The 15,570-nt window shown below is 51.0% G+C and carries 11 protein-coding genes and 2 pseudogenes; 9 read left to right on the top strand and 4 right to left on the bottom strand.

Translation table 11 applies throughout. The annotated features are described in order from the left end of the window. Nucleotides 1–107: 107 nt before the first annotated feature. Nucleotides 108–3,773 (top strand): S-layer homology domain-containing protein, encoded by a 3,666-nt coding sequence (locus tag ACFVVF_RS08880; RefSeq protein ID WP_387807311.1) that lies wholly within the window; start codon nt 108–110, stop codon nt 3,771–3,773. An 82-nt stretch (nt 3,774–3,855) separates the two neighbouring features. On the opposite strand, the gene ACFVVF_RS08875 is transcribed toward ACFVVF_RS08880, so the two are convergent. The 3 genes and pseudogenes from ACFVVF_RS08875 to ACFVVF_RS08865 all read right to left on the bottom strand — a co-directional run. Continuing rightward, nucleotides 3,856–4,320, bottom strand: coding sequence for a discoidin domain-containing protein (locus ACFVVF_RS08875; RefSeq protein ID WP_387808946.1), 465 nt, complete (start codon nt 4,318–4,320; stop codon nt 3,856–3,858). Further along, a pseudogene (locus ACFVVF_RS08870) lies at nt 4,297–4,503 on the bottom strand (fibronectin type III domain-containing protein); the annotation flags it as partial. The pseudogene ACFVVF_RS08870 and the gene ACFVVF_RS08875, both read right to left, overlap by 24 nt. Nucleotides 4,504–4,533: 30 nt before the next feature. Beyond that, a pseudogene (locus ACFVVF_RS08865) lies at nt 4,534–5,709 on the bottom strand (family 8 glycosyl hydrolase); the annotation flags it as partial. A 521-nt stretch (nt 5,710–6,230) separates the two neighbouring features. On the opposite strand from ACFVVF_RS08865, the gene ACFVVF_RS08860 reads away from it, so the two are divergent. From ACFVVF_RS08860 to ACFVVF_RS08850, 3 genes are all read left to right on the top strand, one after another. Then, a complete protein-coding gene (locus ACFVVF_RS08860) occupies nt 6,231–7,334 on the top strand; it encodes a metallophosphoesterase (RefSeq protein ID WP_387807308.1) in 1,104 nt (367 codons plus the stop codon). 94 nt (nt 7,335–7,428) lie between these two features. Continuing rightward, nucleotides 7,429–8,529 carry a glycosyltransferase gene (locus tag ACFVVF_RS08855; RefSeq protein ID WP_387807306.1) on the top strand — a complete coding sequence of 367 codons (1,101 nt, stop codon included), beginning with the start codon at nt 7,429–7,431 and terminating at the stop codon, nt 8,527–8,529. After that, nucleotides 8,526–9,134, top strand: coding sequence for a glycerol-3-phosphate acyltransferase (locus tag ACFVVF_RS08850; protein WP_387807304.1), 609 nt, complete (start codon nt 8,526–8,528; stop codon nt 9,132–9,134). The genes ACFVVF_RS08855 and ACFVVF_RS08850 overlap by 4 nt, the downstream gene beginning before the upstream one ends. Before the next feature lie 541 nt (nt 9,135–9,675). Here ACFVVF_RS08850 and ACFVVF_RS08845 read toward each other — a convergent pair. After that, the gene (locus ACFVVF_RS08845; RefSeq protein ID WP_387807302.1) at nt 9,676–10,278 is read right to left on the bottom strand and encodes a TetR/AcrR family transcriptional regulator; all 603 of its coding nucleotides are present in this window, start codon (nt 10,276–10,278) and stop codon (nt 9,676–9,678) included. 186 nt (nt 10,279–10,464) lie between these two features. Here ACFVVF_RS08845 and ACFVVF_RS08840 point away from each other — a divergent pair, with 186 nt between their 5' ends. From ACFVVF_RS08840 to ACFVVF_RS08820, 5 genes are all read left to right on the top strand, one after another. Continuing rightward, nucleotides 10,465–11,304: an enoyl-CoA hydratase/isomerase family protein gene (locus ACFVVF_RS08840; RefSeq protein ID WP_387807299.1), complete on the top strand. Its 840-nt coding sequence runs from the start codon at nt 10,465–10,467 to the stop codon at nt 11,302–11,304. A gap of 231 nt (nt 11,305–11,535) precedes the next feature. Further along, nucleotides 11,536–12,195: a ThuA domain-containing protein gene (locus tag ACFVVF_RS08835; protein WP_387807296.1), complete on the top strand. Its 660-nt coding sequence runs from the start codon at nt 11,536–11,538 to the stop codon at nt 12,193–12,195. A 3-nt stretch (nt 12,196–12,198) separates the two neighbouring features. Beyond that, nucleotides 12,199–13,197, top strand: coding sequence for a glycoside hydrolase family 88 protein (locus ACFVVF_RS08830; RefSeq protein WP_387807295.1), 999 nt, complete (start codon nt 12,199–12,201; stop codon nt 13,195–13,197). Next, nucleotides 13,194–14,150, top strand: coding sequence for a PfkB family carbohydrate kinase (locus tag ACFVVF_RS08825; RefSeq protein WP_387807293.1), 957 nt, complete (start codon nt 13,194–13,196; stop codon nt 14,148–14,150). Before ACFVVF_RS08830 ends, ACFVVF_RS08825 begins: the two co-directional genes overlap by 4 nt. Nucleotides 14,151–14,504: 354 nt before the next feature. After that, entirely contained in the window at nt 14,505–15,548 is a 1,044-nt protein-coding gene (locus tag ACFVVF_RS08820) for a zinc-dependent alcohol dehydrogenase (RefSeq protein WP_387807290.1), read from the top strand. Nucleotides 15,549–15,570 lie beyond the last annotated feature (22 nt).

Here is a 15,570-nt window from a genome sequence, read left to right as displayed (position 1 = left end):
ACGGTAACCTGCGCATGACACTCGGTTGATAGGATGAAGCGGTGAATTCTAACGATGGGGTGATAGGTTTGAACCGTTTATTAAAGAGTAAATGGTTTGTTTTGTTTTTGACAGTATTGGTGACGGCTGGGGCTATAAGTCCCGTTACAGGAGGCTTACGTGAAGCGGAAGCTGCGGGAGAAGCAGGCCCGGCTCCGGTTGAACTGGTGGGTAAAGGCTCCCATTGGAGCTACAGCGCGGAGGGAATTGATTATAGTGCCGCGATGAAAAATCCGTCCTTTGATTTCTCGAATTGGCAGCTAGGGTTAGCCCCATTAGGCTACAAGGAGAAAAGCGGCGTAGCATCTAATGATGTAGGAGTTGATCCGTTCGGCTTGGTCTCAACGGTTATTAGCTACGGTACCGATGCCAAGAAGAAATATCCGACATCTTATTTCAGCAAAATCATAACGATTGATGATGTTAGCAAGTTCGACAGCTACCATATCACTTTGGGCGTAGATGACGGTTTGATCTTCTATGTCAACGGTACTGAAATTTACCGGGTGAGCTTGCCGGCAGGCGATGTGGACTATAATACGTTTGCAACAACGGGCTACGCGGACCCTAAGGTTTATTCGCCTGATTTGAGCGCAGCGCTCAAGGCTGCATTACATAACGGCGCCAATCTCTTGACGGTTGAAGTTCATAATCAAAGCTTGTCGAGCTCTGATCTTTACTTCGACATGCTGATGACAGCTCTTCCGAAGGATGAAACGGGCGGCGGGAATCCGGAAGTGCCCGGACAACCAGAGCAACCCGGACAGCCAGAGGTTCCGGAACAGCCGGGAGTGCCAGGCAAGGATATACCGATGCTTGCTAAAAATTCGGCATGGAAATTCCTTGATAACGGCACAGACCAAGGAACGGCTTGGAGAGCAGCAAACTTTGACGATTCGGCGTGGCAAAGCGGCTCCGCTCCGCTCGGCTATCCAGTCGCCACTTCGACTGCACTGTTCGGCGGCATTAAGCAGCTGATCAGCTACGGTCCATCCAGCTCCAAAAAATACATTACCTCGTATTTCCGGACGACTATTGATGGTGCAGGCCTGTCTGATATTACGAAAATCGTCGGCCAATTCGGCGTAGACGATGGCGTTGTCCTCTATGCAAACGGGACGGAAGTGTACCGGTTCAACATGCCGGAGGGCGAGCCTAACTATTTGACGCTTAGTGCGACGACGCTGAATGATCCGTCTACGGAGACAGCGGATTTGACGCAAGCTTTGAAGGCTGTATTGCATGAAGGCACAAACGTGCTGGCTGCTGAAGTTCATCAGCGCAGCGCAGGCAGCTCCGACGTTTATTGGGATATGCAGCTGATCGGCAACCCTCAGGCGACAGCGCCAGGAACGCCGCTCGATCCGCATCCAACGGCGATTGCATTGACGTATAAAGGTGATCCAAGCAATACGCAAGGTTTTGCGTGGTACACGGATCCAGCAGTGACAGGTACGCAGCTGGAGCTCGCGGAAGCCTCGAAAGTAACCGGCGGAACGCTTCCGGCCAATGATACGATGTCGTTCACTGGCGATACGATGGAAGTGTATGTATTCCAGTCGAGTGCGGATAAGAGCGCAGGCAAGAAGACGACGTATGCCAGCCATAAGGTGGCAGCGGTCGGCTTGAAGCCGGGCACAGAATACAGCTACCGGGTAGGGGACGGCGAGACGGGACACTGGAGCGACATTCGTACGTTCAAAACAGCCGACCCGAGCGATAATGCCTTTACATTCCTCTATACGACCGATCCGCAAGGAACGACTGAGGCCGAATATGTGACCTGGAATCATACGCTGGAGCAAGGACTGGCGAAATTCCCGGATTCGCGCTTCATTACAATTACCGGCGATTTGGTGGATAACGGGGATATTGAGAACCAGTGGATGTGGCTTCTGAATAAGCCAAAAAACATTTTTGCAGAAGTGCCGCTTGTTCCAGCGCTTGGCAACCATGAGAGCAAGCTGAACAACAACTTCTGGTATCATTTTGATCTGCCTAACATTTCGTACACAGGAGCGAAGCCGGACGGCTCGGTATACTCCTTCGATTATGGCGATGCTCACTTTATGGTTATGAATACCGAATATAATGAAGTGAACGGCGTTGACGTTGTGTATAAGAAGCAAGAGGAATGGCTTCGTGCAGAAGCGGCTAAGAGCGATAAGAAGTGGAAAATTGTCATGTTCCACAAATCGCCTTATTCGGTAGCAAGCCATACGAATGACAGCGACGTATTGTTCTTCCGCAATAAGCTGACGGCTCTGTTCGATGAGATTGGCATTGATGTTGTTCTAAGCGGTCATGACCACACGTATACCAAATCGTATCCGATGTATGGCAATGTGCCGCAAAAAGATACGCCGACCGATGCGGACGGCAGCCTGCTTAATCCAAAAGGCACGATGTATCTCGTAAGCAATGCGGCGGGCGACAAACGGTATACGCCAAAGGCGGGACCGTTCCCTTTCGCGGAGAAATACGGCCAGCCGAATAAGGAAATGTTCACGGGCGTGACGGTTACGAATGACAAGATTTCATTCGACGTGTACACGACGACGGAGAACGGCACGACCGACCGTTACGATCAATTCAGCATTAAGAAAACGCAGCCTGCTCCGAACCCGGTACAAGATGCGAAAATTAGTAAAATCGAGAATGGGGCGGCAACGCTGACTTGGTCCGCTCCAGCTGGCGGACGAGATGTTACTGCCTATCGAGTTTATGAGAACTCAGACCAATTGGGTCCGAACTGGTCTGCACGCATTCAACCGGAAAGCGGGAAAGCTGCATACGAATATGCACTCACCGGGCTGGATGCAACGAAATCGTATCAATTCGTCATTAAAGCTTTAAGTGATAAGGATAACTCTGCCCCGATTATCGCTCAGGCGGCAACTGATCCGGGCAACGGAGGCGGAACGAATCCAGGCAATGGAGGCGGGACTGATCCAGGTAACGGAGGCGGAACAAATCCAGGCAATGGAGGCGGAACAAATCCAGGCAATGGAGGCGGAACTGATCCAGGCAATGGAGGCGGGACGAATCCGGGCAATGGAGGCGGAACAAATCCGGGCAACGGAGGCGGAACGAATCCAGGCAATGGAGGCGGAACAAATCCGGGTAACGGAGGCGGGACGAATCCGGGCAACGGAGGCGGAACGAATCCAGGCAATGGAGGCGGAACGCCGAAGCCTGTGCTGACTGATATCGGCAGCCACTGGGCGGAGTCCGGCATCGAGCGGGCGATCGATAAAGGATTCGTAAACGGCTATGCGGACGGCAAATTCCGTCCGGATAACAAAACAACTCGCGCAGAGTTCATTACGATGCTGGCACGGGCACTAGATCTGCCTGCGGCCGGAAAAAACAGCAGCTTCACAGACCAAGGCGCTATTCCGCAATGGGCACAGGAAACAATTGCGAAGGCGGTTGAGCTTGGACTAATCGGAGGCTATGACGATGGGACATTCCGGGCGAATGAACAAATCTCGCGTGCCGAAATGGCAGTTATTATCGTACGTGCGGCCGGCCTGAAGGTCGAGCCAAACGCTTCGCTATCTTTTGCAGATGCGGGCCAAGTACCGGCATGGGCAGTGCCTTACGTAGCCGCAGCTTATAAGGCAGGCTATATTTCAGGCGTAGGCCAAAACCGGTTTGCTCCTAACGCTAGCGCGACGAGAGCAGAGGCGGTTACGCTGATTCTGAAGCTGTTGGCCCAAAGCGGGAAGTAATTCATTAATTCAGGCAGGGTAACAACCAAAAAGGCGGTGCAGGGATAGTTTCCCTGTACCGCCTTTCTTTTTCTCGTATGAATTAAGACCCGTACACTTCAAAATCATAGAGGGAATAGCCATAGGCCGTTCCTCTTGCCGAGCAAAGCACCCGGACATAACGTCCGCTTTTTGCCGTGAACGTCAGATCATCGATTCCGCCGTCACCGGTCGTTGTGGAATAGGCATCTGTCCATGAGGAGGTGTTGTCGGAAACTTGGATTTTATAGCTTTTGCCATAAGCGGCTTCCCAGTTTAATTTCACCCGGTTGACGCTTTTTGTTGATCCGAGATCGACATAAATCCATTCATTGTTGCTGCCCTCGATGCTAGCCCATCTTGTCGACGAATTGCCGTCTGTCGCTTTGTTGGCTTCGAAGCCGGTGCCTTCAATTGAACTGGCAACTGCGGTTTTGTTCAAAGCAAGATTGGTGCCGGTAGATGTGCCCGAGGTAGTCGTCGCTGTTGCCGTATTGCTGCTCGCCGAAAGATTGCCAGCCGCATCAATGGCTTTGACCGTATAGCTGTAGGCTGTCGAAGCGGTTAAGCCGGTGTCGCTGTACGTTGTGCCCGATGGCGTTCCCACTTGTGTACTGCCGCGGAATACGCGATAACCCGTCACTCCCACATTGTCGGTCGAAGCCGTCCAGCTTAAGTTAATTTGGCTGCCGGAGACAGCCGTCGCAGTGAGGTTGGTCGGTGCAGTAGGCGCTTGTGTATCGGTTGGAGTGCTGCCGGCAGTTGGCTTCCACCAGTTGCCCGATATGAACAGCATATTCAGCAGGTTGTAGGAATCGCTGAAGTAGGATTCCTTCTTATTTTTCATCCAGTCCCAGCCGGAGTTGACCCAAGCCTGATGTGCAGTATTTGTAGTCGCAGCTGAGATAAAAGGCGATACGAATACGGCTGTCGCGTAGCTGCCGCTAGCTGTTCCGTTTAACTGATAGCCGTCTTTAATGTTGCCGGGACTTCCGCCGGTATTGCCTTTAATCCACACAGCCATCTTGTTCGCAATATCCCGTCCGCGAGTGTCGCCGTACAAGGCATAGTCCATCACGATCCGCAGCGGAACACGGCTGGCGTTGTAGAAGTATTGGTTCGTTTCCGGAAACTCATCCAAGTAGTTTTGCGGAGCCGGCTTCGGCGGATTATCGACGACGAAGTCAGAGATCAGCCCTGTAGTGGAGGAGTAGGTATTCGAAAACTGCGTATATACGCTGTACAGATTGTTAATGACATTCAGCCATGTTTGATCGCCTGTTACTTCATAAAAAGCTCTAAGATGGGAGAGCATCCAGTCGGAAGGACGCGTATTCAAGGCGCTTTTTGAATCCCAGTCGCCCAAGTTCAGCCTGTTGTTCGTCGTTACGTTGCTCGCTTTGATGCCGTTCGTAATCATCTTTTTCGCTTCTTCTAAGTAGTTGATCGTACCGGCCGAGCCCCACTGGCGATCCGCAAGGATAAGGGAATACGCAATATCCAGATCCCCGTCTGTAGCCGAGGAGAAATGGCCTTGGGCAGCGCTGCTGTCCGCTACGACCCAGCCCATCAAGTTGGAGTTGGTCGAGCTTTTGAATGCTCTTGCGGTTTTGAACATGCCGTCATAGATCGTTTTGGCATTGGCATCATAGCCGGCCATTAATACGGTAATCACCATGCCGTAGCCTTGCCCTTCCGAGGTGCCGAGCGGGTTAAAGCCTTCGGCACTGCCGGTAATATCGCCTTTTACATAGTAGCCGCCAGGCAGGGAGGACAGGTTGTTTTTCACATACTTCCCTTTCCAGTAGTCATAGTAGCTTGCGACGGAGCTGTTAATAGCGGCTTGGGTCACATGATTGGGCTTAATGATGCCCGGATAGCTGACTTGCTGCGGGAAAGGCTTCAATTCCCCGGCGGCATGCGCCTTATTCTGGAATGGAGCGGGAGCGCCGAGCAGTGTGACAAGCATTGTGAGACAGAGAAGAGCAACACCAAACTTTTTTGATTTGCTGCGGTTCGATTGTTTCAAAATGAATTCCTCCTTTTATTAGGTTGGAACTGAACTTGACCTCGGTCGCGGCCCTCCCTTCATAGAGTGCATTTTATAAATTAAAGCGCTTAAACTTTTATTTCAAAAAAATAACGCAAACAAATTATGTTTAAGCGCTTTAACTTTTGCGGTAACAAAAAAAGCAATTCAGTTGATGACGGACGGAGTCTGTGACGCCGCGGGATCAGCCAAGTTACTTCTGATTTCCATTTGTTGAATGTTGATGTATTGTAAAAAGAATTTATCATATCGTATTTGATTATGTCTACCCTCATGTTAACTTTTTGTCAAAAATAGGACTGTACGCCCTCCATGCCGGGGTGCCCAGCGTTTTCGGACATGATCCATTAAATGTTATACTGTAAGCAGTATTTATAAGGAGGGCATCGATGTTTATCGCAATTGGCATTTTATTTCTTGTGTTATATGGACTCATTGTATTTTATATCGGATGGAGCGGCTGGTCTTGGATGAAGCCGTCCTGGTCGCGCAGGTTCAGGTTCATTTACGGGGCCGCGCTAGTCTTTCTGGCCAGCTCTTTTATTCTCGCCAGAGTGTTCGGAGGCTCTATTATTCTGAATGTGATCGGCAACTATTGGTTGGCCTTGTTCAGCCTGCTTGTGATGCTGCTGCCGATCGTTCACCTAATTGTATGGCTGTCGAGACTTACCCGGCTGCCGCGCCATAAAGTGCAGAAATGGGCGGGTATCGTTACGCTGGCTGTGCTAGCTTTTCTGATGGGTTATGGCAGCTTCCAAGCTTATAGTCCAACTGTCCGCACCTACTCCATTACGATTGACAAAAAAGGGCCGGAGAGCGGCAAGCTGAACATCGTGATGGCTTCCGATATGCATTTCGGCTATTTATCCGGCAAGAACCATGCCATTCGGATGGTAAAAGAGATTAATGCGCTGAAGCCGGATATCGTCCTGTTCCCCGGCGATCTGATCGATGACGATATCGTGCCGTACAAGGAGAAAGGCATCGGCGGCATTTTGGCGGGCATCAAAGCGCCATATGGCGTTTATGCCTCATTAGGCAATCATGACAAGTTCAAAGGTGAAATGAGCGAATTAATTGCTCTTCTGGAAGAGAGCGGAATGAAGGTGCTCTATGACGAGGTCGTCACTATTGAAGACTGGCTGACGATTATCGGCCGCAAGGATGCCAGCGACAAGGGGCGGTCCGAGCTGGCTGATCTGACCCGCGGCATGGATGAATCCCGCTCGGTGTTTATGCTGGATCATCAGCCGTTAGGTTTTGATATCGCGCAGCGTCAGGGCGTCGATCTGGTCGTGTCGGGACATACGCATCACGGGCAAATTGCGCCGGGCAATCTCATTACTCAAAGGCTGTTCGAGAATGATTGGGGCTATCTGCAAAAGTCCCAGCTGCATTCCATCGTTTCCTCAGGGTATGGCTTCTGGGGACCGCCGATCCGCATCGGCTCTCGTTCAGAGATCGTGCAAATCGCAGTATCTTTTACAAAATAAAGGCAAGCAAACTTTAAATCCGGAGCAAGCGCCGGCACCAAAATAATATGGTTCCATCCCTCATATAGATAGAAAGTAGAAGGGGGATCAGAACATGTGGATTATTATTCTAGTGTCGGTAGGCTGTCTCTCCGGATTTTTTTTGTTCAAAAAAAACACATTGCCACTCGACCCCGAGCTTGAGCCTTACCGAGGAAATCTGAAGTTGTCCGTGATTATCCCGGCAAGAAACGAAGCTTGTAATTTACCTCATTTGCTCCAATCCCTTCAATCGCAAACCGTCCCCCCATACGAGATTATTGTCATTGATGATTTCTCAGAGGACCGGACGAAGGAAATAGCAGAAAGCTATGGCGTCAAGGTCATTGCCGGCAGCACGCTTCCCTCGGGCTGGACCGGTAAAAGCTGGGCGGTATGGAATGGATATTTGAATGCAACGGGCGATGCGTTCGCTTTTCTCGATGCAGATATCCGCTTGGCTCCTCATGCGCTCGACGCGCTCTTGAAGGCGAGGGAACGGGCAGGCGGCGTCGTATCGGTCGTGCCGTTTCATCATACAGAGAAGCCGTATGAGAAGCTTGCTCTTGTCATGAATATGCTGGGCATTTTTGCATTTACATCGATATTTGAGCGGAGCAATCCGCAGAAAGGGCTGTACGGCTCTTGCATACTGGCTTTGAGAGAAGATTATGAGCGGATCAACGGACATGCCAGCGTCAGAACCGAAGTGTTGGATGATCTGCTGATCGGTTCGAAGTTTATTGAGGCCGGAATACCGGTCACCAATTTTATCGGCCATGGACTTGTTTCATTCCGGATGTACCCGCAAGGCATTCAGAGTGAAATCGAGGGCTTCAGCAAGGGGGCGATATTAAGCACCTCAAGGCTAAGTCCGTGGACGATTATTCCCATCGCCATCTGGGTGGTAGGGCTGCTTGTGTCAGAAGCGGTGTTTTTGGCGATCGGCACCTCATGGTTCATCCCTCTGCTGGCAGGCTATTTGCTGTACATGCTCCAATTCATCTATTTTAAAAAATATGTGGGCAAATTCGGCCTTGTCATTCCGGTGCTGCATATCATCGCTGCTTTGTTCTTCATTGCCGTCATGCTGTATTCGGCTTACCAGGTCGTATTTCTTGGGCATGTGAGATGGAAGGGGAGAAAGATCCGGGTAGGGGGCCGACGGGAACAATGATCATCTTGTTGACGGTCTGTTCGTTTCTGTCGGGTGCGCTCATGTTCTCATATTGGCTGGGGCTTGCGGGCAAAAGAAATTTGAAGGCTGTTGGAGACGGCAACCCGGGCGCTTTGAATCTATGGAAGGCTTCCGGTTACAAGCTGGGTATTGCCGGCGTGCTGCTGGATTTTCTGAAAGGCTTTGTGCCGCTGTTCTTGATCATTGAGGGCGGATACGGGAAAGGGTACGCCCTTATTCCGCTTGCCCTCGCACCTATTCTGGGTCATGCGTTTAGCCCGTTTCTTAGAGGCAAGGGAGGCAAGGCAATTGCTGTTACGTTTGGCGTATGGAGCGCCTTAACCAACTTCGAAGGGGCGTTGGCGTATGCCATTATATTGGCGCTGCTGGCAGCGGCCAGCCGCCTGCTGGCGAGATCGAATACGATGTCTTCGCGTGCAGACGGCTTGCAGGTTGTCAGCGGCATGCTGCTGCTTTCCGTCTATTTGGCGGCTAGAGCGTTCTCCCCCGCTGTCCTCTGGGTCTGGTTCGGTAACTTTGTCGTCCTATTGTACACGCACCGGAATGAGCTAAGTGCTTTGCTGAAAGAACGCCAGGGCGGCTGATGTTGATGCAGATGTAGATGCAGCAAAAGCAACTGCAACAGTAGTAACCGTTGTTTATCGTCGAAACTTTGCTTTGTTGCGGCAGTTTCAGCTTTTAAAGATAAGTAACATTAATATAACGAATATAAAGATTATAACGTAACGAAAGAGAAGGCCGCGTTATTCAATGCTGGCGGGTTTCTCTTTCGTTTCGCAGGGACTATTTTTAATAGGGAGTAGTGTTGAGTTTCCTATTATATGGAAATTTCAATCAAGTAAACCGCGACAAAATGCAAAAGTACATTTTGATTTGCTTAAAACGGCCCCAAAATGGCCTCAAAATGCAAAAGTGCATTTAGAATTGCCCGATTCGGCTCTTTTCGTGTTTTTAGGCCAATCAACCTGCACTTTTGCATTTTGATGCGATAAATCGCCCGAAAAGCGCCCGACAAAATGTATTTTTACATTTTGATTCGCTTAGTCTAGTCTCTAACAAACCTAGCTCGCAATGAAAGTTGTGAATTCGTGAACTAGATGGTGATAGCTGCAACTGTTCTGAGCCTTAGTGTTCGGGAAGGGAACGAGATGCAAAAACTTGATTTCTTTCAAACAGGTTATATACTTGCTCCGCCATATAATGCGGGGGATGCTGCAGATTGTTTCGAATCCACCACTCGATGGTTCCAACGAAGGCAGAGGCTGAAAATTGAATGATGAGCTCTTTGTCCATCTTCTGGTTTATACCTTGCATATCCATTTGTTTCTGTATCGCAGCCATAATGACTTTAAGCACGCAGTCCCGGAATGAAGTTTTTTGATAAGAGAGCATGGAGGAAAAAAACTGAAAATTTTGTTCAATGTAGACAAATAAGGCCTCCAGAGCCTCAGTGGCCTCGACCGGATCGGTTATTTTTGTCTGAGTCATCTTGCTGAAGGAGCAAGAAAGGATCATTTTGTCCAAAAGATCGGCGACGCAATTATAAAAAAGATCATGTTTATCTGTGTAATGAAGATAAATGGTTCCTCGGTTTACGTTGGCACGATCAGCAATTTCGTTAATGGTGATTCGATCGAAATCCTTTTCTGTAAATAGATCTTGAAACGCTTTATGGATAGCTTCTTTTGTTCTTAAAGTTCGTCTATCGATTTTGGTTTTGGTCTCCATTTTGATTTCCTCCCTTATATAATTAACAGTCCCATCGCATTTGTTGTATATCCAACAATAACGATAGGATTAACAATTGATTTCTGCTTCTTGATCTCTATAATAATAATCAACGATCGTTAAATAAACAACAATGTTGAGAAAATATAATGCTGTCGACAGTGAAATTATTCAGGAGGCTATTTTATGGTTTACGATAATTACAGTTCGATCCGCATTGCTCGTGAAGGCGGCGCTATGTGGGTAACCATTGATCATTCCCCGCTCAATATTCTGGACGCAGTGCTCATGTCTGAGCTCAATGATCTGGCGGGTCAGGCTGCAAAGGATGATGAGGTGCAGGTTATCGTATTTCAGAGCGCGGACCCGGATTTTTTCATCGTTCATGGGGATATGAATTTCGTTAACGATCCCGAAACGCTTATGGACCTAAATCTCGGCGATGCTGGAACCGAACAATTCAATCCGATGATGCGTTTGCATGAGCGGATTCGTGCCCTGCCGCAAGTAACAATAGGAAAGATTGCTGGTCTGGCCCGTGGTGGCGGAGCCGAATTCCTTTCGTCTCTAGACATGCGCTTCGCAGCGATCGGAAAGGCGGGGCTGGCGCAGATGGAGGCGCTGATAGGAATTATTCCAGGTGCAGGGGGTCCCGTTTACCTGCCGCAAATCGTCGGCCGAGCCCGCGCTTTAGAGATCATAGTCGGAGCAGCGCTGTTTGATGCCGAGGAGGCTGAGCGGTACGGGTGGGTGAATAGGGCGTTCCCCGCTGATCAACTCGATGATTTTGTAGACAATCTGGCGCGAAGCATTGCGGGCAGGGCTCCGGGTGTCGTTCGAGCCGCAAAGCAGGCAATTAACGCGAGTACCCCCGGCTTCGCCAAGGCATTGGACATCAACAACCAGCTTCTTGGCGAGACTTTCTCCGCCCCGAAAGCGACAGAACTAACGCTTGCGGCATTGGCTGCGGGTGCACAGACCCGCGAGGGCGAGAAGAATTTAGAGAGAATTCTTCGAGATATTTGATGCCGAAGCCGGCTTAAGAAAGAATTCACTTATAAACCGATTGTTCCCCTGGAGCAATCGGTTTTTTGCGATGTCTAACAAGTACAGTCATCCAAGAAACGTACAGGTTTTACGAATGATGTGGGGTACTGCCCGCTTTTAATTGCCCTTATGATGAACGTACATGAGGAGAACTCATGCCACCACAGCAATAGTCAAAGTTGTCATTCAAGCAGGGTGAAGGGGTGACTTATGTATAAAATTGCGGCAGTTATAGGCGATTATTATCATCGCGAGGATGCAATTAAGTCAGCGCTAATGTCCGCGTTGCAAGTAACGTTTGGCGGCAAAGCAGCTGTTGATGTATGGATAACCGATGCGCTAGAGCTGCCTCAGACATTGGCAAAGCGGCCGGACGCCGTTGTGCTGTTCAAGGAAAATCGCGTCGATCCGGAGGGGGATCGAGAGGCACTATGGATGAACGAAGCCATCGCCCAGTCGATTACGGCCTACGTGAAGCAAGGCGGAGGCTGGCTGGCTTGGCATTCGGGTCTGGCATCGTACCCGGAGGACGGAGCCTACGTCGAGATGCTGCGGGGCAGCTTCGCGTCGCATCCGGAGCTTCATGAGCTGGTCGAATATGAGGGGAACGGGGTTCAATTCGCGATCAAGGACGAGCACTATTTTGTCCATTGCGATGAAGACAGAACCGAGGTGTATTTGCGCTCCTCATCGGTTGACGGAACCTCGATCGCCGCATGGCGCCATTATTATGGTGAAGGACGGGTATGCGCGCTGACGCCGGCGCATCGGCCGGAAGGACTGCAGCATCCAAGCTTTATCAGACTGCTCGGCGAGGCTTTGGCCTGGTGCTCTGGCGCAGCGGAGCAAGCCAATTATAAGGAGGTTTAACGGATGAGCCATACAGCGAATTCACATATAGCAGATGCGAAGCGGATCGCGCTGGTCAAACGGGCACTGCTTAGCATGCAGAGATATTCCTGGGAGCAGGGAGTTGCGGCGCAGGCGCTGCTGGAGTCCGGCGATACAGATTTGGCGTTTCTACTCGCCCGGGATGCGGTTAACCGGCAGGATGCATCCGGCAAGCTTGGCGTCATGAACGACGGTTATTCCGTCACTGATTCGGCTGCAAATGGTGAAGCCGTTGCACGCGCAGCCCAAGTAACAGGCGATCCGTTATTCGTACAAGGCGCGGCAAGCATGCTGGATTGGCTGCTGCATTACGCGCCGAAGACGGAGGAAGGCATTTTGCGGCATGTAATTGACAAGCCGCAGGTATGGATTGATTCCTTTTATATGGCGCCGCCGTTTTTAGCTGTCTCGGGTCATTACGAGGAAGCAGTGAAGCAGATAGACGGATACCGCAAGCTGTTGTGGGACCCGGAAGCTAAGCTGTTCGCCCATATTTATGATGATGAGGCGAAATCGTTTATCCGGGAGGCGCATTGGGGTGTAGGCAACGGCTGGGCCGCCGCTGGCATGATACGGGTTCTGGCAAGCCTGCCAGATGGCATGACGGAGGAGCGGGAGCGGATCGCAAGTTATTTGCAGCAGTCGATTGACGGCTGCCTTGCGCATTTGCGCGAGGATGGGCTGTTCCATGATGTGATGGATGATCCGACAACCTTTGTGGAGACAAACGCTGCGCAAATGGTCAGCTATTCGATTTATCGCGGCGTGCAGCTCGGTGTGCTGGATAAGAACTACATTCGTTTTGCAGATCAAATGCGCGCGGCTGTGCATACGCGGGTTGATGAGAGCGGATTGGTGCAAGGCTCCTGCGCGGCTCCGTTTTTCGACCGGCCGGGAACGGCTCCTGAGAGCCAAGCCTTCTTCCTGCTGATGGAGAGCGCAGTCAGCCGATATCGAGAGACGGAAGGAGGCGAGTCATGAAGCTCGATGTCATTTGCTTAGGCGAGCTGCTGATTGATTTCGTATCGACGGCGAAGGATGTTGAATTAATTGACAGCCCCGGCTTTGTGAAAGCACCAGGTGGAGCGCCGGCCAATGTGGCCGCAGGTGTCGTAAAGCTGGGCGGTACAGCCGGCTTTATCGGAAAAGTGGGCGATGATCCGTTTGGCCATTACTTGAAGCGGGTGCTGGATGATTTGACGGTAGACACCCGATGCCTGGCGCTGGACAGGGAAGCCCGCACGACGTTGTCATTCGTCGCGCAAAAGCCAGACGGCGACAGAGATTGTATGTTTTACCGCCATCCCGGCGCAGACATGCTGCTGTCCGCCGCAGACATCGACGAGGTGTACATGAGCCAAGGCACTATTTTCCACTATGGATCGATCAGTCTGGGCAGTCCGAGCAGCAAGGAAGCTACGCTGCAAGCACTGGCTTTCGCGCGCGCCCATGGACTTCTTATTTCCTACGATCCGAATTTACGGATGGATTTATGGCCGGATCAGGAGCATGCCCGCAAGGAGATAAATGAAGGCTTTGGCTACGCCGACATCGTGAAGATCAGCGAGGAGGAATTCCGCTTTATTACGGGATGCTCCACGGTAGAGGAATGCGGACGTTATATTTTGGAGCGCGGCCCTAAGCTGGTAATTGTCACTCTTGGCAAGGACGGCTGCTACTATACGACCGGCGAATCGAGCGGCTATAGCGAAGGCTTCAAGGCCGAAGTAGTAGAGACGACCGGCGCCGGTGACGCTTTTGTCGCAGCGGTGCTGCAAGGCTTGGCTGAAAGAAAGAAGGCGGGACAGCCGCTATTTGAAGAACTGCCGGAGCTTCTCCGTTTCGCCAACGCAGCAGCTTCGCTTGCCACAACGCGAATTGGCGCAATCCCGTCATTGCCAACGAGAGAAGAAGCGCTCGCAAGGCTCGTCTGAATGGCGGAAAGCTTTGCCGGATGCTAGAACGGGATAGAACTCTATAGAACGCTAGACGGACAGCGGGAATGTCAGGATGAACAGTGGAGTTCGATTCATTGTTTGAAAAGGCTGCTAAGCATTATTCGGCTAGATTAATAGCCAGATTGATAGCCAAATATCAAAGCGTCGAACCGAAGCTGCGTCTAAAAAAACACGAAGTGAAGCGATTCGAGTTCAGGTGACTTTTTGAAGATTCTTTCCATTGGTTTCGCAAGAATAAACCGGATGGAATCAAGAATGGCACCTGAACCGAAACGCGCAGCAGAGTGTACTTTTAGGTGCGAAAACTGCTAAAGGAGGAGCTTCCCTGCGATGAAAAGCTTGATTGTAGATAAAGACGGACAGCTCTCGGTCCGCGAAATAGCAAAACCCTCGTATGGTCCCTATCAGGCGCTGGTGAAGATGGTCAGCTGCGGCATTTGCCGCGGTACGGACACGAAGCTCATTCATGGCGAGTTCAAAGGCTTCGATACGTATCCGGCCGCGCTTGGTCATGAGGGCGTAGGACGCGTCGTCGAGACTGGAGCGAAGGCTCGAAATTTGAAGGTTGGAGACCTGGTGCTGCTGCCGTTCTTAGAAGGTGAGACGGATGGCATTCATTCCGGCTGGGGCGCTTTTTCCGAATATGCGGTAGTGGGCGACAGCCAGTCTTTATTAGAGGATGGAAAAGGCCCCGGCTCGCCGGAGTTTTCAGAAGCCTATTATGCCCAGCAGAAGCTGCCGCCGGATATCGATACAACGATTGCGCCGATGATCGTGACGTTTCGTGAAGTGCTCAGCGCCTGTAAGCGGTTCGGCTTTCGTCCGGATGCCAGCATTGTCGTCATCGGAGCCGGCCCCGTCGGACTTGCTTTTATTACCTTCGCCAAGCTGCTTGGAATGGGTCCGGTCATTGCGGCGGTAACGAGCGAGACGAAGGCAGAAGAGGCGCAGCAGGCTGGTGCGGACTATATCGTCAACAGCAAAGTCTCAGATCTGACAGCCGAAGTGCGGGCGATCTGTCCGGACGGCGTCGACTTCACAGTAGATGCAGTAGGCAAGAACGAAATTATAAATCAAAGCATGGAGCTGCTCGCCCCTTACGGACATATTTGCTGCTACGGCATTTCTTCGGAGACGACCATGCAGCTGGACTGGAGCAAAGCGCCGTATAACTGGCATTTGGACTTCAACCAATGGCCGTCCAAGCTGGAGGAATCGCAAAGCCATCGTCAGGTGCTGAGCTGGATGAACAGCGGCGCGCTGCGGGCAGAGCAATTCATCTCCCATGTATACGGATTTGACCGGATATTGGAAGCTTTCGAGCAAGCGGCCCAGCCGGGCGGAATGAAAAAAACAATTATTACATTCGAATAGCCGGGCGGCAATGCCAGACATG

The organism is Paenibacillus sp. NPDC058174 (assembly GCF_042883865.1).
Taxonomy (GTDB): domain Bacteria; phylum Bacillota; class Bacilli; order Paenibacillales; family Paenibacillaceae; genus Pristimantibacillus.
Note: the sequence above shows the minus strand (reverse complement) of the source record. Positions and strands in the feature narration are given on the sequence as shown.

Bases quoted from the DNA above. Each gene is read 5' to 3' on its own strand.
- ACFVVF_RS08860 (WP_387807308.1), top strand. From the start codon at position 6,231: ATGTTTATCGCAATTGGCATTTTATTTCTTGTGTTATATGGACTCATT.
- ACFVVF_RS08855 (WP_387807306.1), top strand. From the start codon at position 7,429: ATGTGGATTATTATTCTAGTGTCGGTAGGCTGTCTCTCCGGATTTTTT.
- ACFVVF_RS08850 (WP_387807304.1), top strand. From the start codon at position 8,526: ATGATCATCTTGTTGACGGTCTGTTCGTTTCTGTCGGGTGCGCTCATG.
- ACFVVF_RS08845 (WP_387807302.1), bottom strand. From the start codon at position 10,278: ATGGAGACCAAAACCAAAATCGATAGACGAACTTTAAGAACAAAAGAA.
- ACFVVF_RS08840 (WP_387807299.1), top strand. From the start codon at position 10,465: ATGGTTTACGATAATTACAGTTCGATCCGCATTGCTCGTGAAGGCGGC.
- ACFVVF_RS08835 (WP_387807296.1), top strand. From the start codon at position 11,536: ATGTATAAAATTGCGGCAGTTATAGGCGATTATTATCATCGCGAGGAT.
- ACFVVF_RS08830 (WP_387807295.1), top strand. From the start codon at position 12,199: ATGAGCCATACAGCGAATTCACATATAGCAGATGCGAAGCGGATCGCG.
- ACFVVF_RS08825 (WP_387807293.1), top strand. From the start codon at position 13,194: ATGAAGCTCGATGTCATTTGCTTAGGCGAGCTGCTGATTGATTTCGTA.
- ACFVVF_RS08820 (WP_387807290.1), top strand. From the start codon at position 14,505: ATGAAAAGCTTGATTGTAGATAAAGACGGACAGCTCTCGGTCCGCGAA.